The sequence below is a fragment of the Roseovarius halotolerans genome (genome assembly GCF_900172255.1).
Classification (GTDB): Bacteria; Pseudomonadota; Alphaproteobacteria; order Rhodobacterales; family Rhodobacteraceae; genus Roseovarius; species Roseovarius halotolerans.
Genome location: NZ_FWFU01000002.1, coordinates 341968 through 362280, shown reverse-complemented (window position 1 = coordinate 362280; position 20313 = coordinate 341968). Strand labels below are relative to the sequence as shown.

General features: G+C 64.2%; 24 protein-coding genes and 1 riboswitch. Of the genes, 4 read left to right on the top strand and 20 right to left on the bottom strand.

The window, feature by feature from the left end; translation table 11 throughout:
* Positions 1-2: 2 nt before the first annotated feature.
* From thiS to ROH8110_RS08770, 4 genes are all read right to left on the bottom strand, one after another.
* Positions 3-200 carry a sulfur carrier protein ThiS gene (gene thiS / locus ROH8110_RS08785; RefSeq protein ID WP_085817383.1) on the bottom strand — a complete coding sequence of 66 codons (198 nt, stop codon included), beginning with the start codon at positions 198-200 and terminating at the stop codon, positions 3-5.
* Entirely contained in the window at positions 178-1167 is a 990-nt protein-coding gene (locus ROH8110_RS08780) for an FAD-dependent oxidoreductase (RefSeq protein WP_085817382.1), read from the bottom strand. Before ROH8110_RS08780 ends, thiS begins: the two co-directional genes overlap by 23 nt.
* Complete coding sequence (gene thiD, locus ROH8110_RS08775) at positions 1164-1967, bottom strand: bifunctional hydroxymethylpyrimidine kinase/phosphomethylpyrimidine kinase (RefSeq protein WP_085817381.1); 804 nt, start codon at positions 1965-1967, stop codon at positions 1164-1166. Before thiD ends, ROH8110_RS08780 begins: the two co-directional genes overlap by 4 nt.
* Positions 1968-2033: 66 nt before the next feature.
* Positions 2034-2134: riboswitch (TPP riboswitch) on the bottom strand.
* Positions 2135-2211: 77 nt separating this feature from the next.
* On the bottom strand, positions 2212-2637 hold the full coding sequence (locus ROH8110_RS08770; RefSeq protein WP_085817380.1) for a tellurite resistance TerB family protein: 426 nt from the start codon (positions 2635-2637) through the stop codon (positions 2212-2214).
* Positions 2638-2759: 122 nt separating this feature from the next.
* On the opposite strand from ROH8110_RS08770, the gene ROH8110_RS08765 reads away from it, so the two are divergent.
* Positions 2760-4334 carry a lysine--tRNA ligase gene (locus ROH8110_RS08765; protein WP_085817819.1) on the top strand — a complete coding sequence of 525 codons (1575 nt, stop codon included), beginning with the start codon at positions 2760-2762 and terminating at the stop codon, positions 4332-4334.
* A gap of 60 nt (positions 4335-4394) precedes the next feature.
* Positions 4395-4799 (top strand): c-type cytochrome, encoded by a 405-nt coding sequence (locus ROH8110_RS08760; RefSeq protein ID WP_085817379.1) that lies wholly within the window; start codon positions 4395-4397, stop codon positions 4797-4799.
* A gap of 7 nt (positions 4800-4806) precedes the next feature.
* Here the strand turns inward: ROH8110_RS08760 and ROH8110_RS08755 are convergent, their stop codons facing one another.
* The 6 genes from ROH8110_RS08755 to ROH8110_RS08730 all read right to left on the bottom strand — a co-directional run bounded on the left by ROH8110_RS08755 (position 4807) and on the right by ROH8110_RS08730 (position 10838).
* Positions 4807-5484: a hypothetical protein gene (locus ROH8110_RS08755; RefSeq protein WP_085817378.1), complete on the bottom strand. Its 678-nt coding sequence runs from the start codon at positions 5482-5484 to the stop codon at positions 4807-4809.
* A gap of 340 nt (positions 5485-5824) precedes the next feature.
* Entirely contained in the window at positions 5825-6412 is a 588-nt protein-coding gene (locus ROH8110_RS08750) for a Swt1 family HEPN domain-containing protein (protein ID WP_085817377.1), read from the bottom strand.
* Positions 6405-7019: a DUF5343 domain-containing protein gene (locus ROH8110_RS08745; protein ID WP_085817376.1), complete on the bottom strand. Its 615-nt coding sequence runs from the start codon at positions 7017-7019 to the stop codon at positions 6405-6407. Before ROH8110_RS08745 ends, ROH8110_RS08750 begins: the two co-directional genes overlap by 8 nt.
* Before the next feature lie 67 nt (positions 7020-7086).
* Positions 7087-9045: a DNA topoisomerase IV subunit B gene (gene parE / locus ROH8110_RS08740; protein ID WP_085817375.1), complete on the bottom strand. Its 1959-nt coding sequence runs from the start codon at positions 9043-9045 to the stop codon at positions 7087-7089.
* Between the two features lie 79 nt (positions 9046-9124).
* Positions 9125-10075: a glucokinase gene (locus ROH8110_RS08735; protein ID WP_085817374.1), complete on the bottom strand. Its 951-nt coding sequence runs from the start codon at positions 10073-10075 to the stop codon at positions 9125-9127.
* Positions 10068-10838, bottom strand: coding sequence for an aldolase/citrate lyase family protein (locus tag ROH8110_RS08730; RefSeq protein ID WP_085817373.1), 771 nt, complete (start codon positions 10836-10838; stop codon positions 10068-10070). Before ROH8110_RS08730 ends, ROH8110_RS08735 begins: the two co-directional genes overlap by 8 nt.
* A 120-nt stretch (positions 10839-10958) precedes the next feature.
* Between ROH8110_RS08730 and ROH8110_RS08725 the strand changes: the two genes are divergently transcribed.
* A complete protein-coding gene (locus ROH8110_RS08725; RefSeq protein WP_085817372.1) occupies positions 10959-11519 on the top strand; it encodes a DUF2585 family protein in 561 nt (186 codons plus the stop codon).
* A 59-nt stretch (positions 11520-11578) separates the two neighbouring features.
* The gene (locus ROH8110_RS08720) at positions 11579-12481 is read left to right on the top strand and encodes a DMT family transporter (RefSeq protein ID WP_085817371.1); all 903 of its coding nucleotides are present in this window, start codon (positions 11579-11581) and stop codon (positions 12479-12481) included.
* 19 nt (positions 12482-12500) lie between these two features.
* On the opposite strand, the gene ROH8110_RS08715 is transcribed toward ROH8110_RS08720, so the two are convergent.
* The 10 genes from ROH8110_RS08715 to dapD form a co-directional block, all read right to left on the bottom strand.
* Entirely contained in the window at positions 12501-13196 is a 696-nt protein-coding gene (locus ROH8110_RS08715) for an ABC transporter ATP-binding protein (protein WP_085817818.1), read from the bottom strand.
* Complete coding sequence (locus ROH8110_RS08710) at positions 13196-13915, bottom strand: ABC transporter ATP-binding protein (protein WP_085817370.1); 720 nt, start codon at positions 13913-13915, stop codon at positions 13196-13198. Before ROH8110_RS08710 ends, ROH8110_RS08715 begins: the two co-directional genes overlap by 1 nt.
* Entirely contained in the window at positions 13912-14859 is a 948-nt protein-coding gene (locus ROH8110_RS08705) for a branched-chain amino acid ABC transporter permease (RefSeq protein ID WP_085817369.1), read from the bottom strand. The genes ROH8110_RS08710 and ROH8110_RS08705 overlap by 4 nt, the downstream gene beginning before the upstream one ends.
* On the bottom strand, positions 14856-15782 hold the full coding sequence (locus tag ROH8110_RS08700; RefSeq protein WP_085817817.1) for a branched-chain amino acid ABC transporter permease: 927 nt from the start codon (positions 15780-15782) through the stop codon (positions 14856-14858). Before ROH8110_RS08700 ends, ROH8110_RS08705 begins: the two co-directional genes overlap by 4 nt.
* A gap of 85 nt (positions 15783-15867) precedes the next feature.
* Positions 15868-16629 carry a TIGR02186 family protein gene (locus ROH8110_RS08695; RefSeq protein WP_085817368.1) on the bottom strand — a complete coding sequence of 254 codons (762 nt, stop codon included), beginning with the start codon at positions 16627-16629 and terminating at the stop codon, positions 15868-15870.
* Position 16630: 1 nt separating this feature from the next.
* Positions 16631-17548: a sulfite exporter TauE/SafE family protein gene (locus ROH8110_RS08690; protein ID WP_085817367.1), complete on the bottom strand. Its 918-nt coding sequence runs from the start codon at positions 17546-17548 to the stop codon at positions 16631-16633.
* Positions 17549-17636: 88 nt separating this feature from the next.
* The gene (locus tag ROH8110_RS08685) at positions 17637-18119 is read right to left on the bottom strand and encodes a GNAT family N-acetyltransferase (protein ID WP_085817366.1); all 483 of its coding nucleotides are present in this window, start codon (positions 18117-18119) and stop codon (positions 17637-17639) included.
* A 1-nt stretch (position 18120) separates the two neighbouring features.
* A complete protein-coding gene (tsaB, locus tag ROH8110_RS08680) occupies positions 18121-18711 on the bottom strand; it encodes a tRNA (adenosine(37)-N6)-threonylcarbamoyltransferase complex dimerization subunit type 1 TsaB (RefSeq protein WP_085817365.1) in 591 nt (196 codons plus the stop codon).
* Entirely contained in the window at positions 18701-19264 is a 564-nt protein-coding gene (locus ROH8110_RS08675) for a NifU family protein (protein WP_085817364.1), read from the bottom strand. The genes tsaB and ROH8110_RS08675 overlap by 11 nt, the downstream gene beginning before the upstream one ends.
* Before the next feature lie 133 nt (positions 19265-19397).
* Positions 19398-20225 (bottom strand): 2,3,4,5-tetrahydropyridine-2,6-dicarboxylate N-succinyltransferase, encoded by an 828-nt coding sequence (gene dapD, locus ROH8110_RS08670; protein ID WP_085817363.1) that lies wholly within the window; start codon positions 20223-20225, stop codon positions 19398-19400.
* Positions 20226-20313 lie beyond the last annotated feature (88 nt).

Below are 20313 nucleotides of genomic sequence, written 5' to 3'. Positions count from 1 at the left end.
CTTCAGCCCCCCTGCCGCGGTGCGACGATCTCGAGCCGGTCTCCCGGTTGCAGGATCACCGAGGCGCGCCCGCCCGCCGGCACGAACGCCTCATTCACCGCTGTCGCCACCTTGGCCTCGCCATACCCCAGTTCCGCCAGCGCGGCGTTCAGGTCGGATGCGGTGACCTCCCGAGGCTCACCGTTCACGTTGATCTTCATCCATCATCTCCGGTGTTTTGCCCTCCAGCAGCAATTCGCCCACCATCCGCGCAAGCGCGGGTGACAGAAGAAAACCGTGCCGGAACAGGCCGTTGACATAGATCGTATCGCCCCGCCGCCGAATGCGCGGCAGGTTGTCTGCAAAGGCGGGGCGGGCATCGACGCCGATCTCGAGGATCTCGGCCTCGCCGAAAGCGGGGTGCAGCGCATAGGCCGCGTTGAACAGCTCTGTCACCGAGCGCAGGGTCGCGCGGTTGCGCTCGCCGCTTTCGATCTGCGTTGCACCCAGCATGAACACCCCATCCCCGCGCGGCACGATATAAAGCGGGTAGCGCGGGTGAAGCAGGCGCACCGGACGGTTGAGCACCACATCCGGCGCGCGCAGCACCGCCATTTCCCCTTTGACTCCGCGCAGATCCGTCAACACGTCCTGCGCCGCCAGCCCCCGGCAATCGACGGTCAAACCCGTCCTAGAAGGTGCCGTTTCGACAAAGGCGACGCCCGCAGCTTCAAGGCTGTCGCGCAGATGACCAAGCGCGTCGCGTGGCGTGATATGGGCCTCGTCTGCAAAGAACAGCGCCCGGTCGAACCGCCCGTCCAGCTGTGGCTCGATCTCGGCCAGCGCCTCGCGACTCAGGCTCTGGTGTCCCGCGGTGCGGCGCGCAAAACGGTTGAGCTCGGCGCGGTCGCGGCCGAGGGTCACGACCAGCGAGCCTTCACGGGCCACCTCGACACCGGCGCGCGCCCACCAATCGGCGGCCTCTTGCCCGAGGCGGGTGACGGGTTCCTCGGCTGTTTCGGCCTCGCAGAACGGAGCCAGCATGCCGGCGGCCCACCAAGAGCAGGCATGCGGACCGGGCCGGGGATTCGGATCGACCACCGTCAGCGTCACGCCGCGTGCGGCGAGTTCGGTCGCCACGCAGAGCCCGACAACGCCACCACCGAGGATCGTTACATGCTCGTTCATGACCAGACCTCGTGAAAATGATGCACCGGTCCATGGCCCGATCCGATATTGAGCCGGTCCGCATGCGCGATCGCCTCATGAAGCCACAGATGCGCATGGCGCACCGCTTCGGTCAGGTCGCGACCCTTGGCAAGTTCCGCGGCGATGGCGGATGAAAGCGAACAGCCGGTGCCATGCGTGTTGCGCGTGTCGATCCGTGCTGCCTCAAGCCGTGTGGTGCCGTCCTTGCCGACCAGCAGATCGGTGCAGACAGCGCCTGCGCCATGCCCGCCCTTCATCAGCACCGCGTCCGGACCCATTGAGAGAAGGGCGCGCCCCTGCGCCTCTGCCTCGTCGGGCGAGCTGGCAGGCGCGCGGCCCAGAAGGCGCGCGGCCTCTGGCAGGTTCGGCGTCAGGATGGCGGCGCGCGGCAGCAGGTCGCGGATCAGCGCGGCGATGGCATCTTCTGACAAAAGCGGGTCGCCCGATTTCGCGACCATGACCGGATCGAGCACGATGGGGCCATCATATCCCGACAATGCCGTCGCGACGGTCTCGACGATGCCTGCGGTGCCCAACATACCGATCTTCACGGCGCCCATCGGGATATCGTCCAGCACCGCTCCGATCTGCGCGGAAACCATCGCGTTTGAAACAGCCTCCACCGACAGCACGCCCAGCGTATTCTGCGCGGTCAGTCCGGTGATCGCGCTGGCACCATAGACACCAAGCGCTGAAAACGTCTTGAGATCGGCCTGGATACCTGCACCACCGCCGCTGTCTGAACCGGCGATGGTAAGGGCCGTGGGAATGGCGTTCATCTGTCTTTTGCTCCTCGCTCGCGTGGCGCGGGTGCGGAGCAGGAGACCAGGGCATTCAGAGCCTTTTGATGGTCCATTTCCGTTCCCTACGCCGGTACTGACCGGATCAGGTTCGATGGGTTGGCCTTGCCTCTCAGCCCCTCAAGTGGGCACCCCAACGGATATGACTGACTTTAGTGCTTGCGCGGAACGGGTTCAAGGGACCGCGCGATCAAGATTGCCCTCTTTCGGCCGAGGGCGCGTCTCACGCCGTCATGTGGCGCGCGCGTGCGCCCCTTTCGATCGCCGCGGCATGCAGGCGGTCGATATTCAGCTCATAGCGGATTTCCTCGAGCAGGCGAAGTTCGGTGTCAGGCAGCACCCCATCGGCGGCAGCCACGTCGCAGGCCAGCGCATAGGCGGTCTCGTAGAGGCGCTCCGGAAGGTTGTCGCGGATGAGGCCAAACAGGGCGTCCAGCCCATCTTCGACGCTGAACAGGTCGAACACGGTCTGGGCCATGACATTCATGCGGTCCAGATCATAGCTGGCGAAGATCGGAAGATTGTTCACCGCCGCCTCGATCTTGACCAGTTCGGCAGTGCGGATGTTCTCGTCTGAGGCCGAGACCGCGATCATCACCGCCACAAGACAGTCCTGCGGCGTAAGCGGGTGGGGAATCTGATCGTTCATCTGTTGGCCTTTCAAGGGGGCATGTCGCAGGTGCAGAATATTGACTGTCCCCGCCCTCGGCAATAGGAAGCGAACGACCCGGTGTGCGCGACGGCAGGCGGGAATATACAGGAACATGGATGATGTCTGAGATACGTGACGCAGCGATGAGTTCGAAAGCCTGGCCTTTTGAAGAAGCGCGCCGCGTGCTCAAACGCTATGAAAAGGCCCCGCCCGAAAAGGGATATGTCCTGTTCCAGACGGGTTATGGCCCCTCTGGCCTGCCCCATATCGGCACCTTCGGCGAGGTGGCCCGCACCACGATGGTGCGGCGCGCCTTCGAGACGATGAGCGATATTCCCACCAAGCTCCTGTGCTTTTCCGACGATATGGACGGGCTGCGCAAGGTGCCGGGAAACGTGCCCAACCAGGAGCAGATGAAAGAGGATCTGAACCTGCCCCTGACCAAGGTGCGCGATCCGTTCGGCACGCACGAGGGTTTTGCACAGCATAACAATGCCCGCCTGCGCGCCTTCCTCGACAGTTTCGGCTTCGAGTATGAGTTCGCCTCGGCGACCGACTATTACACCTCGGGCCGCTTTGACGAGATGCTGTTGGTGGCGCTGGCGCGGTTCGACAAGATCATGGAAATCATGCTGCCTACGCTGGGTGATGAGCGCAAGCAGACCTATTCGCCTTTCCTGCCGGTCAGCCCCAAGACCGGTCATGTGCTTCAGGTGCCGACGCTGGAGCGCAATGTCGAAAAGGGCACGATTGTCTACGAAGAGCCCGATGGCGAACGTGTCGAGCTGCCGGTGACGGGTGGCAACGTCAAGATGCAGTGGAAGCCCGACTGGGCGCTGCGCTGGGCGGCGCTTGGCGTGGATTACGAGATGTCTGGCAAAGACCTGATCGACAGCGTCAAGCAATCCACCCGGATCTGTCGCGCGCTGGGCAAGGAGCCCCCCGAGTCGCTCTCCTATGAGCTGTTCAACGACGAACAGGGGCAGAAGATTTCGAAGTCCAAGGGCAATGGCCTGAGCATGGAAGAATGGCTGCGCTATGCGGCGCCCGAAAGCCTGTCCTACTTCATGTATCAGAAGCCGAAGACCGCCAAGCGGTTGTATTTCGACGTTATTCCCAAGGCGGTGGACGAATATCACCAGCAGTTGCGCGCCTATCCCGATCAGGATCTGACGGCGCAGCTGAACAACCCCGTCTATCATATCCACGGCGGCGCAGTGCCGGAAAGCCGCATGGTCGTGCCGTTCTCGATGCTGCTCAACCTGGCCTCCGTGGCGGGTGCCGAGACCAAGGACACGCTCTGGGGATTCATGCGCCGCTATGCGCCCGAGGCCAGCCCGGAGACCCATCCCGATCTGGATGCGGCGGCGGAATTCGCGGTGCGGTATTACAATGATTTCGTCAAACCCGAGAAGACCTATCGCGCGCCGACGGAGCTTGAGCGCGAGGCGCTGGAAGAGCTGCGCGAGGGGCTCAAGGCATGGGATGGCCCGGCCGATCCCGAGGCGCTTCAAGGGCTTGTCTTTGCCTGCGGGCGCGAGCGGTTCGAGCCCTTGCGCGACTGGTTCAAGGCGCTTTACGAGGTGCTTCTTGGCGCCAGCCAGGGGCCGCGTTTCGGCGGGTTCATCGCGCTTTACGGCGTCGACGAAACCGTGGCGCTGATCGACGATGCGCTGGCCGGCAAGCTGGCGTGATCTGCGTCATTGCCCGTCTGTCGGCGGCTTGCTAGGCTGTTGCAAAAGGGAGGCAGGGGCATGAAGCGTATCACACTGATTTCAATGGGCCTTCTGGGGCTGGCGGTGGCCTGTGCCAAGGCGCCATCGATGCCTGAACCAGCCGAGGGACAGGCGCTGTTCAACGAGAACTGCGCGCAATGTCATGGCGTTTCGGGCAAGGGCGACGGCCCTTGGGCCGCCCAGCAAACACCCGCTCCGGCGGATCTGACGGCGCTGAGCGAGAGCGGCGAATTCCCGCGCGCCCGTGTGCTCAGTGTCATCGACGGCTATGATCGCACCGGCCTGCCGGGGCAGGAGATGCCGGAATTCGGCCTGCTGCTGGAGGGGGAAACCGTGCCGGTCGATGTGGGCGACGGGGTGCTGACCCCGACCCCGCGGCCCTTGGCGGCGCTTCTGTTCTACCTCGAAAGCATCCAGGAATAACAACACCTTAGAGGCGGCAGATCCCCTTGATCTGCGCGTCTTTCCATGGGATCAGCACGTTATCGGGCGCGGGCAGGTCGGCGGTCGGGAAGGCCCCTTCCAGAAGTGCGCGCAGCCGCGCGGTGCGCGGGGCCTCGGGATCGAGCGTCTGGCAGCAGACATATTCCTCGACGATGCTGGCCTGCTGCTCATACCCGTAATCCAGAAACTCGGCCTTCGTGGCGATGTCAAAGAGGTAGGGGTCGTCGCTCAGCCGGTGTTCGCGCATGGCACGCAGGGGCGAGTAACCGGTGGCCTTGCGGTTCTGCCATTGCCAGACATGGGTCATCTCATGGGCGAAAACCATCGCATGAACAAGGCTCATGAACTGCGGGTAGCGGGGCATGAAATTCGTTTCATACCAATCGTTTGAGAAGAAAACCCGGTTATGCACCACCACTGCCGCGGGGGCCACAGTGACGGTGGGTGTCGTGATCTCGGGGACGATACGCTCGCGGCAGGTGAGGCGGGGCCGGGTGGGGCGCGGATAGCTGATCTTGCCGATCAGGGCGCCGTCGACGATGCGGATGCGGCTGGTATCGAGGCTCTCGCCATGCATCCGCGTGGCGAAGGCCGCCTCGCTCGGCGTCAGGGGACGACCGCAGGACAGAAGGAAGAGCGGAACGAGAAGCCAGAGCCAGCGCATGGCCAGACGTTACCAAGAGATGAACGACCCGCACAGCGAAAACCCGGCCGCCGCCCCGAATCGGCGGCAAAGCGTTGGTTAACAACGAAAAACCCCCTTCGGTATTGCGGCGGTATCCCGTCGGTATCGCGTCGGTGTTCGATGCGGGAAGGGGGCGGATTAACGGGGCGCACGGTGGGTGTGCGTACGGATTGGGGGCGGGTTTTGTACGGAAAGGGGGCGGGGGCGTGGTGCCGGATGGGTGGTCTGGTGATTGCTCAGCGGCGCTATGTGTCTTAATTCCGCTCCGGTGAGAGTGAATCCCAACTGATAACCGTCTGAGTAATTGCCGGAGTCTTTCTCACAGCCCAATCACTCGGTTCCAATCAGCCACATACATGTAAAGGCGTTGAAACTCAGAAGGCAATAACATCCTGTTGTGAGCAATGAAGTTACGGGCCTTCTCAATCTCATCCATTCTTTGCTGGATCCAATGTTGTGAAGGCAGCACATCGCGAAAGTGATCCCACTTCGCGATAATTATCTGTGCCAGATGAGCAAAGTCTACATAACCTAGAACATCAGTTTTTGACCCTTCCAGCCATGTATCCTTCAGTGCGGTTTCCTGGCGTTTTGTTGCTTGGGTTTGAATTTTCTGTGGTAGTTTTTCGAACCAATCAGGTCCGTCGGTTTCCTCCAGCCTTTCTCGAATGAAGTCGCGTATTTCGTTCTCAAAGCAAAAAAGAACTGCGTACAAGCGAGCCATCTCCATGGCGTTGTTACGACGACTTATCGAGAACGGCGATAGCGCCTCCGCTGTTAGCCGCTCCGCATTCAAGGTCGATCTTGCGCCGACATCAATTCCTGCTTTTTGAAAAACGTCCGCTTCGGATTCGAATAATAGGCCTCGAAAAAGGAAATCGCGAATGTCCTTGCCGGTTTCAGTCAACTAGATGCTCCTTGAGCGACTTGAAGATGGCATTGTAAACCTCGACGTCCTTCGTTGCTGGTAGGTGAATCTGAATGTTATAGTGGAGACCGGAAAGCCCTGAGATTTTCGAGTTTCCTTGTAGCGGTTCCGGGGCTATCTCAGCAGATGCTTCTTTCACTTCGCCGAAGTTAGATGATGAAGGTGGAGTCGAGATATCAGCAAGGTCCAAAAGCGCGAGAAACGTTCTTGTCATATGGTTGGCGACCAAGTCGCTCACATTATGATAACTCTTGAACTTGCCTTGAATAGCCTCTCTATCAGAAGCGGTTGGGTTTTGTTTGATCAGGAAAATGTCTTTGTATGCTTCCCTAATTGCTTCTCCAAGGACCTTTGCTGACTGTGACTGATTCCGGAAGTTCTGATATCTCTCGGTCGGACTGCCGTCACTGGTTAAGAACCCAAGGGTTTTTAAGAGAGGTATGAGCGCTCTGTCATTCGACGAAGTAAACCCCCAATCCTTAAGCAGCTTTTGCGTAAGCTGGTCGGGTGCCTGAGCGTCTTTGATTTGTTGGAAGAAGTCTGCAAGACGCCCTAGATTTTGATAATAATTGCTAGCGAGTGCCATATCTATCCTTCCGTTTTTCAGAGGATACTGGCATTGAGATCATTTGACCGCAACCTTTGCTTGCAACTCAAACATCCAACTCCTCCACGAAGCGTGCGTTCTCCGAAATATACTGGAAGCGCAGTTCGGGTTTCTTGCCCATCAACCGCTCGACCAGGTCGCCGGTTTCGCCGGGTTCGTCCTCGTCGATGGTGACGCGGATGAGCTTGCGGGTTTTGGGGTCCATCGTGGTCTCTTTCAGGTCCTTGGCGTCCATTTCACCAAGACCCTTGAAGCGGGACACGTCGATCTTGCCCTTGCCGCCAAGGCCCTTTTCCATCCAGGCGTCGCGCTCGGCCTGGTCGATGCAATAGACCCGCTTCGCGCCCTGCGTCAGCCGGTAGAGCGGCGGGCAGGCCAGGTAGAGGTGGCCCGCGTCGATCATCGGGCGCATCTGGGTGAAGAAGAAGGTCATCAGAAGCGAGGCAATATGCGCGCCGTCCACATCGGCGTCGGTCATGATGATGATCTTGTCATAGCGCAGATCGTCGATATTGAAGCGCGTGCCCAGCCCCACGCCAAGCGCCTGGGTAAGGTCGTTGATCTCCTGGTTGGAGCCCAGTTTCGAGCTGGCGGCCCCCAGCACGTTGAGGATCTTGCCGCGCAGGGGCAAAAGCGCCTGGGTTTTGCGGTCGCGGCCCATCTTGGCCGAACCGCCGGCGCTGTCGCCCTCGACGATGAACAGCTCGGTGCCGTCGCGCACATTGGATGAGCAATCCACCAGCTTGCCGGGCAGGCGCAGTTTCTTGGTCGCGGTCTTGCGCTGGGTTTCCTTTTCCTGGCGGCGGCGCAGGCGTTCTTCGGCCCGCAGCACGAGGAAATCGAGGATCGCGCCCGCCGATTTCGTATCGGCGGCCAGCCAGTTGTCGAAATGGTCGCGCACGGCGTTTTCCACCAGCCTCTGGGCTTCGGTGGTGGCGAGCCGGTCCTTGGTCTGGCCGACGAATTCGGGTTCGCGGATGAAGCAGGAGACCAGCGCGCAGCCGCCTGTCATCAGGTCGTCGCGGGTGATGTTGGCGGCCTTCTTGTTGTTCACGAGTTCGCCGTAGGCCTTGATGCCCTTGACGATCGCGGCCCAGAACCCGGCCACATGGGTGCCGCCTTCGGGGGTGGGCACGGTGTTGCAGTAGCTTTGCAGGAAGCCGTCGCGCGCGGGCGTCCAGTTGATCGCCCATTCCACCTTGCCGGGGGTGCCGAAGCGTTCCTGGAACTCGACCGTGCCGGCAAAGGGTTTCTCGGCATAGGTCGAGGCGCCGTTGAGCGTTTCCTTGAGGAAATCCGACAGCCCGCCGGGAAAGTGGAAGGTGGCCTCGAGCGGGGTGTCGCCATCCTCGATCGCCGATTTCCAGCGGATCTCGACGCCGCTGAACAGGTAGGCCTTGGAGCGGATGGATTTGAACATCCGCGAGGGTTTGAAGCGGTGCGAGCCGAAGATTTCCTCGTCGGCATGGAAGGTGATGGTGGTGCCGCGCCGGTTGGGGGCCTGGCCGACCTTTTCGACCGGGCCAAGCGGCGTGCCGCGCGAGAAGCGTTGCTCGTAAAGCTCCTTGTTGCGCGCGACCTGCACGACCATCGAATCCGAGAGCGCGTTGACGACCGAGGCGCCGACCCCGTGCAGGCCGCCCGATGTCTGATAGGCCTTGCCGCTGAACTTGCCGCCCGAATGGAGCGTGCAGAGGATCACCTCGAGCGCGGATTTGCCGGGGAATTTCGGGTGCGGGTCGATGGGAATGCCGCGCCCGTTGTCGCGCACGGTCAGCGAATAATCCGCGTGCAGTTCCACTTCGATCCGGTTGGCGTGGCCCGCGACGGCCTCGTCCATCGAGTTGTCGAGGATCTCGGCGACAAGGTGGTGCAGGGCGCGTTCGTCGGTGCCGCCGATATACATGCCGGGGCGTTTGCGGACGGGTTCGAGCCCTTCGAGCACCTCGATGGAGGAGGCGTCGTAATCCGAATGTTCGGTCGCTGAAAGAAGATCGTCGGCCATGCGGTGCTGCTCTTGGTTTTATGGGTTGGCGTGCATTATGGCAGAGCGCGGAGGGCGGGGGAAGGGGCTGTGCGCCCGCCTATGCGTGTGCCGTTTGGCGCAGGTGGCGCGCGCAGCCTGCCAGCGCGATGGTGTCGTCCGCGATCAGGGTGACGGGGATGTCCCGCATGATCGCGCTATAGGGGCCGCGCGCGGTGAACGGCGCCGCGAATCCGAGGTCGCGAAGATGGGGCGCGATGGCGCGCGCGGTGCCGCCGATCAGGTAGAGCCCGCCCATCGGCAGGTGATGCAGGCAGAGATTGCCCGCGACCGCCCCGAGGATCGTGGCGAACAGCGTGAGCGCCTGCGTGGCGCGCGGATCGGTGCGCTGCTCATGCGCGGTCACGATCTGCGCCGAGCTGAGCGCGGCACCCCCGAGCCAGCGGTGAATGCGCATGAGTCCCGGCCCCGACAGCGCCGCCTCGACCGGGCAATGGGGGTGGGTTTCGGCAAGGTGGCGGATCAGGGCGCTGGCCTGCGCGTCCGCCATATGTGGAAGCGCCGAGTGGCCGGATTCGGCGGGTGGCACGAAGAGCCGACCGCCGCTCTGGTGGACCACGGCGACATTGCAGCCCGTCCCGAGGCCGAGCACGAGGCGGGTGGCGTCGGGGGGCGGCGGCGCGTCGTCAAAGAGCGGCACGCGTGCAGCGGGCGGCACATCGTCAAGCGCGTAGCCCTGCGCCTGAAGGTCGTTGATGAGACGGACCCGCGCCGCGCCGGTGGCGGCGGCGAGATCGGCGGCGGCGATGAACCAGTCGTGGTTGGTCAGCTGCGCGTCACCGTCGCGCACCGGCCCCGCCACCCCGGCGCAGAGCGCGTCGATGGGGCCGGGTTCCGTTTCGCACAGATAGGCCGCAAGCAGTGGCGCGAGCCCGTCGAAGCCGGCGTTTTCATAGATGCGCACGGTGTCGGGCAGCAGACCGCGCGCGTCGGCGAGGCCGACACGGGTATTGGTGCCGCCGACATCGGCCAGCAGGTGACGTTCACTCATCGCGCCAGCGCGCCATGAGGGCGCGCGCGGCCTGTGCAAGCAGGACCACATCGACCCCGACCGCGAGGAACTGCGCGCCCCATTCGCGATAGGTCAGGGCGGTGTCGTGGTCGGTGGCGAGGATCCCGGCCGCTTTGTCGGATGCGGCGATGCGCGCCAGCGCGTCGCGGATCGTGTCCTGCACCGCGCGCGCGCCGCTGTCACCGGGATAGCCCATGTCGGCCCCGAGGTCCGAAGGGCCGATGAACACGCCATCCACGCCGTCAACCGCCAGGATTTCGTCGAGCGCGTCGATCCCGGCCGAGGTTTCCACCTGCACAAGCAGGCAGATCTGCGCGTTGGCGGTGGTGGTGTAATCCGGGATCTGCGCAAAGTGCGACGCCCGCGCCAGTGCCGCGCCCGAGCCGCGGATGCCTTCGGGCGGGTAACGCGTGGCGCGCACGAGGTCACGGGCCTGCGCGGCGCTTTCGACCATCGGGATCAGCAGCGTCTGCGCGCCCGCATCGAGCACCTGCTTGATCGCCCAGGACTCGCCCATTGGCAGGCGCACCACGGGCGCGCTGTGGCGGCCTTCGAGCACCTGCAACTGCTGCATGATCGTGCGCAGGTCGTTCGGGGCGTGCTCGCCGTCAATCACCAGCCAGTCGAACCCGGCGGTGGCGACGATCTCGGCGGCGTAGGCGTCGGCGAAACCCGCCCAGCACCCATAGAGCATCCGGCCCGAGGCGAGCGCGGATTTGAAACGGTTTTCGGGGGCGGGCATCGGGCTTCCTCCTGTTGACTGCGCATGACCATAACCGCGCGCAAGCAAGGAGTTAACCCTTGTCGGCGAAGGGGCGATCAGGCGATGGACAGCTGCTGTGCGCTGTGCTTTTGTCCCCGCATGAAAACCGACACCCGCCTGCCCTATATCGTCACGGCCCTGATGGTGCTGGTCTCTGCCGCCCTTTTGCTTGGCATGGGGCGTGCGCCGATCTGCCCCTGCGGATATGTCGATTTCTGGGGGCCGGTGGGCAGCGACGAGGCCAACATGCAGCTGGCCGACTGGTATACGCCGAGCCACCTGTTGCATGGCATCCTGTTTTACTGGGCCTTGTGGCTGATCCTGCCGCGCATGGCGATCGGCTGGCGGCTGGTGATCGCCACTGCGCTGGAATGCGGCTGGGAGCTGCTTGAGAATACCGATGCGGTGATCCGGCATTACCGGGACACGACCGTTTCTTCCGATTACATCGGCGACAGCGTCCTGAATTCGGTCTCGGATATCGTGGCGATGTTCCTGGGGTTCTGGATGGCGCGGCGCTGGCCGGTCTGGGTCTGCGTGGCGGCGGTCATCGGATTCGAGGTGCTGACCGCCATCGTGATCCGCGACGGGCTGGCGCTCAATGTGCTGATGCTGCTCTGGCCGATCGATGCGATCCTTGAATGGCAGTCGGCTGGCTGAGACAGGCTGTCGCGGCGCGGGGTTTACTTTCGGGGCCGGAAACCGCACAGATTCGAACCATGAACGATCATGTCAAAGGCCTTCTGATTACCGCCATAGGCGTTCTGTTCGTGGTGCCGGATTCACTTTTCATCCGGCTGATCGACGCCTCGGCCCCCACCGTCACGTTCTGGCGGGGGATGACCTCGGGGTCATTCATCCTTGTGGGTGTGCTGGCCGTGATGGGCCTGCGCGGTTTCCGAGAGGTCGCCAAGACCGGCATGCCGGGTCTGATCTACACGATCCTGATTGCCGCCACGGCGCCGGGATTCGTGCTGGCGGTGACATGGACCAGCGTGGCCAACGTGGTGTTCATCATCGCCTCGATGCCGGTTTTCGCCGCCATTTTCAGCCGGATCTTCCTGGGCGAGACGATCAGCCGCCGCATGGTGCTGACGATGATGGGCGTGTTCGTGGGCCTTGGGATCATCGCCTGGGGCTCTGGCGAGACCGAGGGCGCGTCATGGCAGGGCGATCTGGTGGCGGTCTGCGTTTCGGCCAGTTTCGCGGCGGCCATGACGGCGGTGCGCAAGGTGCGCGCCACGTCGATGATTCCGGCGATTCCGCTGGCCTATATCGGTGCGGCGCTGGTGGTCTGGCCCTTTGCCGATCCGGGCGTGGTGTTGCCCGATCAATGGCATCTTGTGGTGGGGCATGGCGCGTTCATCACCGTGTCCACCTGCCTTCTGACCCTCGGGCCGCGCTATATCGCGTCGGCCGAGGTGGCGCTGTTGATCCTGCTGGAATCGGTGCTTGCGCCGCTTCTGGTCTGGGCCGTCATTGGCGAAGACCCCGGACCCTGGGCATTGGCCGGGGGTGCGGTGGTGATCGGTGTGCTGTTCGTGTCCAACATCTGGGTGCTGCGCTACCGGCGGCGGATGCGCAACGTACCCCAGCCAAGGGTCGGCCCGCCGGTCGAATGACACTGGCACGCGTCCCGGATCAGACCCCGATATAGCGATCCACGATGGAATGATCGGCGCGCAGTTCCTCGGCGTCCATCACCGCACCGCCGCGCCCGTTTTCAAGGAACGCCACCCGGTCGGCCAGCGACAGAACCGCATCGACGCGCTGTTCCACCAGAAGCACCGCGACACCGGCGCTGCGCATTCTGGCGATGACCTGCCGGATCGCCTCGATCATCGAGGGTTGCAGCCCTTCGGTCGGCTCGTCGAGCAGCAGAGCCTTGGGGCGCAGGCAGAGCGCGCGGGCGGTCGAGAGCATCTGCTGCTCACCCCCCGAGAGCGTCTCGGCGCGCTGGTTCATCCGTTCGCGCAGGCGGGGGAACAGCTCCAGCACCTCTTCGAGCGTGTCGTGCCCCGATCCGCGCGCGCGCAGGCCGATTTCCAGGTTCTGCGCCACGCTCAGCCCGGCAAACAGCCGTCGCCCCTGCGGGATATAGCCGATCCCGGCGCGCGGGACATGATGGGCGGGCAGCGCGCTGACCTCCTGTCCGTCCAGAAGGACGCGGCCCGACATCAGCGGCAACAGCCCCATGATGGCCTTCATGCAGGTGGTCTTGCCCGCGCCGTTGCGCCCCAGAAGGCAGACGATCTCGCCCGCGCGGATGCTGAGGGAGAAGTCGCGCAGAACCTGTGCCTTGCCATAGCCCGCGCTGATCGAATCGAGTTCCAGCATCATCCCGTCCCCAGATAGGCGGCCTGAACGGCGGCGTTCTCGTGGATCTCGGCAGGTGTTCCCTCGGCCAGGACGGCGCCGCCATTGAGGACCGTGACCCGGTCGGCCACGTCCATCACCACGCTCATGTTATGTTCGATCAGGAGGATGGTGGTTGCGCCTTTCAGTTCGCCGATCAACGCCTTGAAGCCGTCGATCTCGCTGTCCGAAAGCCCCTGTGTCGGCTCGTCGAGGATCAGCAGGCGCGGGGCCTGCACCAGCCCCATCGCCAGTTCCAGCAGGCGCTGGTGGCCATAGCTGAGATTGCCCGCTGCCTGTTCGGCGCTGTCTGGAGGAAGGCCGACACGGGTGAGCGCGTGGCGCACGGCCTCCTGCACCGCTGCGCCCTTGAGGCGGCGGCGCGCGGCCAGGGCGAGGTTTTCGCGCACCGGCAGGGCGGGAAAGACCGAGGTGATCTGGAACGTGTAGGCCATGCCAAGCCCGATGCGTTTATGTGCGGGCAGGGCGGTGATGTCGGCGCCATCGAAGGTGACCCGCCCCGCAGAGGGCGCGATGCGCCCGCAGATCATGCCCACCAGCGTCGTCTTGCCCGCGCCGTTGGGGCCTATCAGCGCGCGCACTTCGCCGGGCGCCAGGTCGAGATCGACATCGCGCACGGCCTGCAGGCCGTCGAAATGCTTGGATAGGCCACGCATGGACAGAAGCGGCGCAGCGGTCATGGCAGCCACCCCCAGAGCCTGCGGCGCAGCTCTCCGGCGAGACCTTGGGGTGCGAACAGCGTCAGCACCACCAGCGCCACGCCCGCGATCAGCATGTAGGCAGTGGTCAGCCCCGAGCTGAGGTCGATGAGGTAGAACATGAAGAGCGTGCCGAGGAATGGCCCGAGAACCGTGCCAGCCCCACCCAGAAGCACCCAGAGCAGCGGGAAGATGGAATACTGCACGCTGGCGAAGCTGGCGCCCGCATAGCCGAAAAGCAGCCCGTAGACCGCCCCCGCCAGTGCCGAGATCGTGCCCGAGACGATCATCGCGCCCAGCTTGTGGGCGTGGGTGTCATAGCCGAGCATGCGCACGCGTTCCTCGTTCTCGCGGATCGCCACCAGCACCCGCCCGAAAGGCGCGCGCACCAGCCACAGGCTGAGCCCGAGGCAGACCGAGAACAAAAGGAGCGCCGCAAGGTAGCGGTTGGTCGGATCGCTGAGGTCGATCCCCCAGAGCATCCGCTGCGTGGTCTGGATCACGAAGCCCTCGTCGCCGCGGGTGTATTCGCCGAAATAGAGGATCGAAAGGTAGCCCGCCTGCGCGAACATCAGCGTCACGATCATGAAGGCGACGCCGCTTGTGCGCAGCGCCAGCACCGCCAGCCCTGCCGAGACGGCCACCCCCGCCAGAAGCCCCGCCAGCAGCGCCGGGGCGGGCGAGAACCCCGCGTGCTGGATGGTCAGCCCCATGCCATACATCCCGGCCGCGAAGAACAGCGCATGCCCGAGACTCAGAAGGCCGGTATAGCCGAACAGGATGTTATAGCCGATCGCATAGCTGGCCAGCACCATGATCCGGGCAAGGTTGCCGTGGTGATAGGCGGGCAGCACGAATTGCAGCCCCAAGAGAAGCACCAGCAGCCCGCCATGCAGGGCAAGAATGCGCCGGGTCTCGTGGCTCATGTCCGGCGCGTCCCAAAGAGGCCCTCGGGGCGGAACACCAGCACCAGCGCCACCAGGAGCGTGGCGATGATCTTGGCCAGCGTCGGCGAGAAGAAGACCGAGATGATCCCGTCGCTGAGCCCGATCAGGACGGCGGCCAGCACCGTACCGGGCAGGCTGCCGAGCCCGCCGATGATGACCACGATGAAGGACAGGAGCAGCGGGTCGGCGCCCATCAGGTAATGCGCCTGTTGGATCGGCACGATCAGCACCGCCGCCAGCGCCGCCAGCGCCGCACCGATGCCGAAGACCAGCGCATAGACGCGTTCCACCGGGATGCCGAAGGCCAGCGCCATGTCGCGGTCGGCTTGCGTTGCGCGCATCACCAGCCCCAGCCTCGAGCGCGCCATCATCAGCCACACCCCGGCCAGCACAACGCCCGCCGCGCCGATCACCGCCAGCTTGTAGCTGGTGGTGCCAAGGCCCCAGGGCCAGATCACCTGCCAGCCGGTGTCGCCATGCTCGATCCAGGGCAGGGCGATGCGCTGGTTGAACGGCGCCTCGACCGGGCGGGCCTCGGGGCCGTAGGTCATCAGGGTCAGTTGCTGAAGGATGTAGAGCAGGCCGATGGTGGCGACGATGGTGCGTTCAGGGTCGTAATCGAGCCGCTTGAGAATGGTCATGTCGGCGGCGGCCGCGATGGCCCCCACGGCGAGCGGTGCAATCACCAGCGCGGCGGCGAAGCCGATGGCGGGATGCCCGCCCACGGTCTGCGCCACCCACCAGGCGATCACGGCGCCAAGCATGAAGAATTCGCCATGCGCGATATTGACCACCCGCATGACGCCGAACACCAGCGCAAGCCCGACCGCCGTCAGCGCCAGCACAGCCGCCGTTACCGCCCCTTCGAGCGAGGCCAGGAGGATATAAGGTCCGAGTTCCATGACGGCCAAGGGATGCCCCGCCTAGCGGCACAGGGCAAGCGAAATGGCCCGCGATGTGATGTTTTGCCTGCGCGGCGCCGCGCTGTCAGCCGCCCTGGCGCATCATCCGGAACACCGCCGAGGCGCTCCAGCCCGCGACGATGGCGATGGCCAGCGACATGAGCCCGTAAAGCATCGCCTGTTCGCGCGACATGGTGAAAAGCCAGCGTTCCAGACCCACCTTGCGCACGTCGATCCCGGTCTCGTATTGCGACACCACCTCGCCGCCGCGCGTGAGGAAGATGCGGGTGCGGTATTCGCCCTCGGTCAGGTTCGCGGGCAGTTCGAATGCGACGCGGAACAGGGTCTGTTCTTCCAGCGACACCGCGCCTTCGAGGATCTGATAGGCATTCTGGCGCATGCGGATGCGGATCAGCGCATCGGTAAAGGCCTGCGCGTCCTTGATCGAGGCGGGCGCGCCGACCGAACGGATCGCGCTGTTGATCGAGATCTTGTGGCGCAGATCCTCGACATTGGACAGAACCTCGGAGAGCGGCGCACTGGCCGCCACCGCGTAGAAGCTGGGCGCGGCGTCGATCCCGACCGAGTCGGTGTTCACCCAGATCCCCAGAACCCGTTCCTTGCGGCGCACGGTCAGGGGTTTGGACGGCCCGGCGATGGTCACGATCACATCGAGCGGCTGTTCGGGGATGGGCGCCTCGCGCTTGACCGCGCCGAAGACAAGGATCTCCGAGCCCTCGAACGTGGTATTGATGCGGACCTGGTCGCGCGACAGGCCCATGACCACCTCTTCGGCCTTGAGCGGAAGCGCCAGGAGCGCAAGCAGGAGTGCGAGCCGCAGCATCATGTCAATGCCCCCCCGGTGCGGCGATCGAGTAGATCTCGGAGGGCTGCAACAAGAGGTCCAGCGCCAGCTTGAAACAGACGACCAGCACCATCAGAGCCAAGAGGATGCGCAGCTGTTCGGCCTTCATGCGGGTGCCGATCTGCGTGCCGACCTGCGCGCCGATCACGCCGCCCACAAGCAGCAGCACCGCCAGCACCACATCGACGGTAAAGTTCGTGGTCGCGTGCAGCATGGTGGTGAAGGCCGTGACGAAGATGATCTGAAAGAGCGAGGTGCCCACGACCACCTTGGTCGGCATCCCCAGCAGATAGATCATCGCCGGAACCATGATGAAGCCGCCACCGACGCCCATGATCGCGGCAAGGATACCCACGGCCACCCCGACCAGAACGGGGGGGATCACGCTGATGTAAAGCCCCGAGGTGCGAAACCGCATCTTGAGCGGCAGTCCGTGAATCCAGTTGTGCTTCTTGCGCTTGGCGACCACCTTGCCCGAGCGGGTCTGGCGGATCGCGCGCAGGCTTTCAAAGAACATCATGCCGCCGATCACGCCAAGAAAGACGACGTAACAGAGCCGCACCAGCAGATCGACCTGACCCAGCGATTTCAGGTAGTTGAACAGGATCACGCCGACCGCGGCCCCGGCCAGGCCGCCCACGAGCAGCACCGTTCCCATCCTGAGATCAACCGTCTTGCGCCGCAGATGCGCCAGCACACCGGAGAAGGACGACGCAACGATCTGGTTCGCCTCGGTGGCGACGGCGACAGCGGGCGGAATGCCGATGAAGAACAGAAGCGGCGTCATGAGGAAGCCCCCGCCAACGCCGAACATGCCCGAAAGAACGCCAACCATGCCGCCCAGCCCCAGAAGGAGGAAGGCGTTGACCGACACCTCGGCTATGGGCAGATAGATTTGCATGGCTGTTCCTAGCCGCAGTTTTCATTTCATTGCAAGTGAACAGGCGCGGCAAGAGGCGTCAGGCCCGATCAATTCCTGTAAACTGGACCTATCCTTCGGATTTTCTGGATCGTTCCGGGGTTATGGCGCGGTCCGGGCCGGATGATGGGTCCAGATCGCGGCGCAGAATCAGCGCATCGACGGAATATGCGCCGCGCCGGTAGTATTCTGCGCGCCGCGCGGCCTCTTGATATCCGGCCGTTTCATAAAGCGCGCGCGCTGCCGCGTTGTCCGCCGCGACCTCCAGGAACGAGATGCGCGCGCCGCGCGCGACCGCCTGCGTTTCATAGGCGGCAAGGCAGGCGCGCCCCAGCCCCTGTCGCGAACAGGCCGGATCGGTGGCGATGGTCAGAAGCTCGGCCTCGTCCGCGATGACGCGGCCAAGCGCAAAGGCGCGGGCATCGCCGGTAACAAAGACATGCGGGCTGTCGAGCAGACCCGCAAATTCCGCCTCGCTCCAGCCGCGCCCCTGCCCGAGAAAGGCGCGGCCATGCAGGCTGGCCAGCGTGGCGGGCGTCAGCGTGCACGCCATGTCAGTCGAGCATCACCGGCGGCGCATCCCGCGAGGGCGCGGCGTCTGCCGGTTTCACATAAAGCGGCGCGGGTGCGGGGGGAGGGGTTGGCGTGGCCGCGGCCACCCGCGCGATCGCCTCGGCCAGCTTGGCAGGCGGTGGCAGTTGGGCCAGCGCAAGGCCGGTGGCGTCGGCTTCGCCGGGCTGCATCAACTGCGCGGCACCGCCCTCGGGGCGGGCATAGAGCATCCCGCGTGGCGCGGGCAGGACCGGCAGATGCGCGCCGCTGACGCCATGCGAAATCGCGTCGAAACCCGACACGCCGATGGCAGGGATATCCAGCGCGAGCGCCAGGCCGCGCGCCGCCGATACCGAGATCCTGATACCGGTGAAATTGCCGGGGCCGATGCCGACGCCGATCCGGTCCAGATCGCGCCATGCGACACCCGCATCCGCGAGCATCTCTTCGATCAGCGGCATCAGCCGTTCGGCCTGACCGCGGCCCATGTCCTCGGCGCGGGCATCCAGGAGCCTGTCGCCAGACAGCAAAGCGGCCGCGCAATGCGCGGCCGATGTGTCGAGTGCCAGTGTCAGGGCGCCGTCAGATACCAACGGGGCGCACCTCGGTCACTTCGGGGATGTAATGGCGCAGCAGGTTCTCGATCCCCATTTTCAGGGTGATGGTCGAGGACGGGCAGCCCGCGCAGGCGCCCTGCATGTGCAGGTAGACGACGCCGCGCTCGAAGCCGTGGAAGGTGATGTCGCCACCATCCTGCGCCACGGCGGGGCGCACGCGGGTGTCCAGCAGCTCCTTGATCTGGCCGACGATCTCGGAATCCTCGCCCTCGTGATCCGCATGACCCGAGGAGGCGTCGGCCTCGCCGGTCATGACCGGGGTGCCGGATTGGAAATGCTCCATGATCGCGCCCAGGATGGCGGGTTTCATGTGGTCCCATTCCGCGCCTTCGGCCTTGGTCACGGTCACGAAGTCATTGCCGAAAAACACGCCGGTAACGCCCTGCACACCGAAGATGCGCTTGGCCAGCGGCGAATTGTCGGTCGCCTCGGCGCTTGCGAAATCCGCCGTGCCCGCCTCGAGAACGGTCTGGCCGGGAAGGAATTTCAGCGTCGCGGGGTTCGGGGTGGACTCGGTCTGAATGAACATGGGTCGGGCCTTTCCAGTGGATGCCCTACGATATGCGCCCGCATGGTCCGACTGTCAAGGTTTGGAACGATTCTAAACTGGACGCGCTGCCATAGCGCGCGCCCCCGCAGGGCCGCGCGCAATTCGTTGCGATTCAGTCGCGCAGCAATTCGTTGATCGCTGTTTTCGACCGTGTCTGGGCGTCCACGCGCTTGACGATCACCGCGCAGTAAAGATTGAGGTTGTTCTTCGTGGGCATCGAGCCCGACACGACCACCGAATAGGGCGGCACCTCGCCGATGAAGACCTCGCCGGTTTCGCGGTCGACGATCTTGGTGGACTTGCCGATATAGACGCCCATGCCGAGCACCGAGCCTTCGCGCACGATGCAGCCTTCGACCACCTCGGAGCGCGCGCCGATAAAGCAGTTGTCCTCGATGATGGTGGGGCCTGCCTGCATCGGTTCCAGCACGCCGCCGATCCCGACGCCGCCCGAAAGGTGGACGTTCTTGCCGATCTGCGCGCAGCTGCCGACGGTGGCCCATGTATCGACCATCGAGCCCTGGTCCACATAGGCGCCAAGGTTCACGAAACTCGGCATCAGAACGACGCCCGGCGCGATATAGGCGGATTTGCGCACGATGCAGTTGGGGACCGCGCGAAAGCCCGCGTCGCGCCATTGATCGTCGTCCCAGCCCTTGAACTTGCTGTCGACCTTGTCCCACCAGCCGCCGCCCTGCGGGCCGCCGGGCTGGATTTCCATGTCCTTGATGCGAAAGCCCAGGAGAACCGCCTTCTTGGCCCATTGATTGACGTGCCAGTCGCCGTTTTCCTGCCGCTCGGCCACGCGCAGCTTGCCGCTGTCCAGCGCATCGAGGGTGGATTCGATGGCCTCGCGCGTTTCGCCGCCGGTGGACGGGGTGATGGTGTCGCGCGCCTCCCAGGCGGCTTCGATCGCGTGCTCAAGTTGGGCGTTCGACATCGGCTTTCTCTCCGTCAATCTGGTGCTGTCCCTTGGGGCATGACCTATACGGTCCGCAAGCGCGCGGCGCAACAAGTCAAACCCGCGC

Excerpts from the sequence above, each read along its gene's own strand:
- ROH8110_RS08760 (WP_085817379.1), top strand. The coding sequence starts at position 4,395 with ATGAAGCGTATCACACTGATTTCAATGGGCCTTCTGGGGCTGGCGGTG.
- ROH8110_RS08675 (WP_085817364.1), bottom strand. The coding sequence starts at position 19,264 with ATGTTCATTCAGACCGAGTCCACCCCGAACCCCGCGACGCTGAAATTC.
- dapD (WP_085817363.1), bottom strand. The coding sequence starts at position 20,225 with ATGTCGAACGCCCAACTTGAGCACGCGATCGAAGCCGCCTGGGAGGCG.
- ROH8110_RS08695 (WP_085817368.1), bottom strand. The coding sequence starts at position 16,629 with ATGATGCTGCGGCTCGCACTCCTGCTTGCGCTCCTGGCGCTTCCGCTC.
- thiS (WP_085817383.1), bottom strand. The coding sequence starts at position 200 with ATGAAGATCAACGTGAACGGTGAGCCTCGGGAGGTCACCGCATCCGAC.
- ROH8110_RS08780 (WP_085817382.1), bottom strand. The coding sequence starts at position 1,167 with ATGAACGAGCATGTAACGATCCTCGGTGGTGGCGTTGTCGGGCTCTGC.
- ROH8110_RS08685 (WP_085817366.1), bottom strand. The coding sequence starts at position 18,119 with ATGGCGTGCACGCTGACGCCCGCCACGCTGGCCAGCCTGCATGGCCGC.
- ROH8110_RS08700 (WP_085817817.1), bottom strand. The coding sequence starts at position 15,782 with ATGGAACTCGGACCTTATATCCTCCTGGCCTCGCTCGAAGGGGCGGTA.
- ROH8110_RS08690 (WP_085817367.1), bottom strand. The coding sequence starts at position 17,548 with ATGCAAATCTATCTGCCCATAGCCGAGGTGTCGGTCAACGCCTTCCTC.
- parE (WP_085817375.1), bottom strand. The coding sequence starts at position 9,045 with ATGGCCGACGATCTTCTTTCAGCGACCGAACATTCGGATTACGACGCC.
- ROH8110_RS08735 (WP_085817374.1), bottom strand. The coding sequence starts at position 10,075 with ATGAGTGAACGTCACCTGCTGGCCGATGTCGGCGGCACCAATACCCGT.
- ROH8110_RS08720 (WP_085817371.1), top strand. The coding sequence starts at position 11,579 with ATGAACGATCATGTCAAAGGCCTTCTGATTACCGCCATAGGCGTTCTG.
- ROH8110_RS08710 (WP_085817370.1), bottom strand. The coding sequence starts at position 13,915 with ATGACCGCTGCGCCGCTTCTGTCCATGCGTGGCCTATCCAAGCATTTC.
- ROH8110_RS08745 (WP_085817376.1), bottom strand. The coding sequence starts at position 7,019 with ATGGCACTCGCTAGCAATTATTATCAAAATCTAGGGCGTCTTGCAGAC.
- ROH8110_RS08770 (WP_085817380.1), bottom strand. The coding sequence starts at position 2,637 with ATGAACGATCAGATTCCCCACCCGCTTACGCCGCAGGACTGTCTTGTG.
- thiD (WP_085817381.1), bottom strand. The coding sequence starts at position 1,967 with ATGAACGCCATTCCCACGGCCCTTACCATCGCCGGTTCAGACAGCGGC.
- ROH8110_RS08765 (WP_085817819.1), top strand. The coding sequence starts at position 2,760 with ATGTCTGAGATACGTGACGCAGCGATGAGTTCGAAAGCCTGGCCTTTT.
- ROH8110_RS08725 (WP_085817372.1), top strand. The coding sequence starts at position 10,959 with ATGAAAACCGACACCCGCCTGCCCTATATCGTCACGGCCCTGATGGTG.
- ROH8110_RS08755 (WP_085817378.1), bottom strand. The coding sequence starts at position 5,484 with ATGCGCTGGCTCTGGCTTCTCGTTCCGCTCTTCCTTCTGTCCTGCGGT.
- ROH8110_RS08730 (WP_085817373.1), bottom strand. The coding sequence starts at position 10,838 with ATGCCCGCCCCCGAAAACCGTTTCAAATCCGCGCTCGCCTCGGGCCGG.
- ROH8110_RS08705 (WP_085817369.1), bottom strand. The coding sequence starts at position 14,859 with ATGAGCCACGAGACCCGGCGCATTCTTGCCCTGCATGGCGGGCTGCTG.
- ROH8110_RS08715 (WP_085817818.1), bottom strand. The coding sequence starts at position 13,196 with ATGCTGGAACTCGATTCGATCAGCGCGGGCTATGGCAAGGCACAGGTT.